General features: G+C 41.5%; 4 protein-coding genes and 1 pseudogene. All 5 read left to right on the top strand.

Annotated elements, in window-relative coordinates:
• Positions 1-274: pseudogene (locus L1D55_RS26960) on the top strand (IS5/IS1182 family transposase); the annotation flags it as partial.
• A 118-nt stretch (positions 275-392) separates the two neighbouring features.
• A complete protein-coding gene (locus tag L1D55_RS26955) occupies positions 393-743 on the top strand; it encodes a hypothetical protein (RefSeq protein WP_239919491.1) in 351 nt (116 codons plus the stop codon).
• Between the two features lie 595 nt (positions 744-1,338).
• On the top strand, positions 1,339-1,992 hold the full coding sequence (locus L1D55_RS26950) for a DJ-1/PfpI family protein (RefSeq protein WP_239919490.1): 654 nt from the start codon (positions 1,339-1,341) through the stop codon (positions 1,990-1,992).
• Between the two features lie 57 nt (positions 1,993-2,049).
• Complete coding sequence (locus L1D55_RS26945) at positions 2,050-2,406, top strand: hypothetical protein (RefSeq protein ID WP_239919489.1); 357 nt, start codon at positions 2,050-2,052, stop codon at positions 2,404-2,406.
• Between the two features lie 94 nt (positions 2,407-2,500).
• Positions 2,501-2,668 (top strand): hypothetical protein, encoded by a 168-nt coding sequence (locus L1D55_RS26940; RefSeq protein ID WP_239919488.1) that lies wholly within the window; start codon positions 2,501-2,503, stop codon positions 2,666-2,668.
• Positions 2,669-3,109 lie beyond the last annotated feature (441 nt).

The raw sequence follows: 3,109 nt of genomic DNA, 5'->3' as shown, positions 1-3,109 counted from the left end.
TCTCATACCTCCCAGAATAAATGCTGGTTATTGGGAAGAGGGACACCCTCGAAATGAAGTGGTCGATGCACTTAAAAACGATTCGCTAACTCAATGGAAAACTGACTCTGGCTACCACGACCGTTCAATCTCTGAGACGGCAATGTCCCGATATAAAGGACTGACTAGCGGCACATTGAGCTTGAGATGTTATAACGCTCAAGTTGGTAAGGCGTTAGCAAACGTCAAAGCAATGAACAAAGTTCTAGGACTAGGTATGCCTATTAGAAACTAACAGGTAAGTTCCGCAGGATAGATACGTCCTTTAGCTGATTTGATCAACAACGCCACCGAGAAATATAAATTTTATAAATACCTGTTATTGAAGTAGTAAGACTCTGTAGGAGGTTCATTTGCTCGATTTGTTAAAGAAAGTTGTGCTTATCAATTTGATGGCTGCAATGGTCGTTTTTGTTCTGTCGCAATTTTTTCCTTTCTTTGCTTCTACTCGACTCGTCGACTTCTTATTTTTTGTCGTTATTGTCATTTGGATTTTGGCAAAACTTCTGTGGGAGGGAGGCGTTCATAGCAAAACAACGCGCTTAGATGATCCTACTACAGACAAAGTCTACAAAATGGTCGACGGGCACGATTTTGCTAAAGACCAACAAGAACACTATCGAATGAATTATCAAACGGGCTTAGTGTTATTCATTGCTGGCTTACCGGCGTTTATTGCGTGTTTTGTTCTGCAATTCTTTTAAGTACGGGTAAGAGGTAGTTATGGAAGAATATTTAGAACTGGACGTGATGACATTGGAGTCAATTTCAAAAGAAGCGGGCTTTCCAATAGATATGTGTATTTAGCATCTCATACCCAATCGATGGAACAAGGACTGCTTGTCGAATATCGGCGACATAATAAGCTAATTGGCTACACGACGTTAAGTGATTTAGGCGATGGCAGCTAGTTTATCCCTATGTTTGTGGTACACCCAGACTATAGAAGTAAAGCCGCTTTTCTTGCTCTATTTCGTGGCATTGTCAACATACTGAAAGATCGTGATTCAAGGGTATTAGTAAGCAATGTTTTACGCTTAAATGAACTGTCGGTGCAGTTTCATAAGCGATTAGGGTTTGAAATAACACGTGAGAATCACTTAGGTTATGAGTTTACTCTAGCGTTGACGCCTGAAGTAAAAAGAAAATGGTCTAATTTCGTCGCTGTTACCTAGGGGTCATAAATAATTGTGGTTCGAGTTTGACCTCAAGTATGTGGTGGTTAATATCACCTTTCTATGAATCGCCTCACTATTAACGCTTCTCATCTATCGAGAGTAATCAACAAGGGCATGTATTATGTACAAGGTCGGAATCGTATTATTTGATAACTTCACAGATGTAGACTTCTTCTTGATGTATGACTTACTCGGGAGAACGACGGACTCTTGGGAGGTTAAGGTTCTTGGAACTAAGCCTGAGCATCGCTCACATTTGGGGATGACGGTGAAAACCGATGGCCATTTGAGTGAGGTTGCGCAGCAAGATGTAGTGCTGATCACAAGTGGTTATCGCGGTATTCCCGCGGCATTGAAAGAGCCGGAGTTCATGAACTCACTACAGTTGGATCCTAGTGAACAGTTAATCGGGTCGATTTGCGCGGGATCTTTTGTGTTACACGAACTGGGTTTACTTAAAGGTAAGAGGCTTACAACAAACCCGCATGCCAAACCAACATTAGAAGCGATGGGTGGAGACGTTCAAGATCTGCCTTTAGTCATCGAAGGCAACATTGCTACGGCTGGTGGATGCCTATCTCTGGTCTATTTAATCGGTTGGGTGGCTGAGCGATTATTTGATTCTAACAAACGTAGAGCGATTCAAAATCAGCTTATCCCAGCAGGGCAGTTGGATCTCTTCGAAGACCTTATCTCGGGAACTATCCAGTCTGCAGAGGCTGATAATTTACATTATAAGTTACTAAAAGTTGAGCTGACAGACGCGGTGATTTAAACCATCGCAACGGCACTTTTACAAATAACGTTTAGTGAGAGAACGAAAAACAAGTTTATGCCATTTAGAATTATTTTAATGCTATGCCTAGTTCTGACGGGCTGCGCGTCCAATGAAGCTATACAACCTGACCCAACAAGTATCACGTTGTTTTATGGCGAGACATCCATCTCCGCAGGCGTATTAGAAGATAAAACATTTAATTCAGTACTCGCCGATAGGGCTGAAAGTGTGACTTTTTCGGGCTTGGTACGAAAGCAAGACTCTGGCTACTTGGTCGATATGCTTGTGATTCGAGAAACGAAAGAGCCACGCTCGACTCGACAATTAAACACGTCAATTCATATGAATACTGGAGAGTTAGTGGATGTGGGGGGCGTGAACAACGACATTTTTAGGGTGATTTTGGAATAACTCGTTTAACGATGTTAATTAATATGATTTTTCGCTTTACCTCAACTTAACTTCAAGTCTTAAGCTTCTCTTAGTTATTCAGAAGGAGCTTATTATGCAAAATAATTACGTTAAGGAACTCTCCGTTAAAACTTACCAAGAAGCGATTGAGAGAGAGGCCGTTAAATCAAAAGTTCGCCCATTTCATGCACCAAGTTTTTTGAGTGGTGCCTTGTTGTCTATGGCGGTAATGGGGTTGCTTTTGGTCACGCCAATACTTTGAGCGATGGTTAACTCCCATCATCCTAGACAGAAACACAGAGAGTTCAAAATCTGAAATGAAGTACTTTAAAGGAGTCTTGTAGAGTTACTTATGGATATATCTATACACCTACTTCAACCAAGTGATGTGGTGTCTCTTTTCGAATTTGAAGGGCGTTGTTGATCAAATCAGCTAAAGGACGTATCTATCCTACGGAACTTACCTGTTAGTTTCTAATAGGCATACCTAGTCCTAGAACTTTGTTCATTGCTTTGACGTTTGCTAACGCCTCACCCTTGCGAATCCCCTCATAATCAGGCGTAAAAACAATGAGGTAGACGCGCATCGCCGTCTTTGATCTAATGAATATCGCTGAACACACATTTCGAACAAGTGGGTTAACAATGCGCGACATTCAGATACATTTCGAACAAGTGGGTTAACAATGCGCGACATTCAGAT

Origin of the sequence: Vibrio sp. Isolate22, from assembly GCF_022398115.1 — a bacterium.
Classification (GTDB): Bacteria; Pseudomonadota; Gammaproteobacteria; order Enterobacterales; family Vibrionaceae; genus Vibrio.
Note: the sequence above shows the minus strand (reverse complement) of the source record. Positions and strands in the feature narration are given on the sequence as shown.

Bases quoted from the DNA above. Each gene is read 5' to 3' on its own strand.
- L1D55_RS26945 (WP_239919489.1), top strand. From the start codon at position 2,050: ATGCCATTTAGAATTATTTTAATGCTATGCCTAGTTCTGACGGGCTGC.
- L1D55_RS26950 (WP_239919490.1), top strand. From the start codon at position 1,339: ATGTACAAGGTCGGAATCGTATTATTTGATAACTTCACAGATGTAGAC.
- L1D55_RS26940 (WP_239919488.1), top strand. From the start codon at position 2,501: ATGCAAAATAATTACGTTAAGGAACTCTCCGTTAAAACTTACCAAGAA.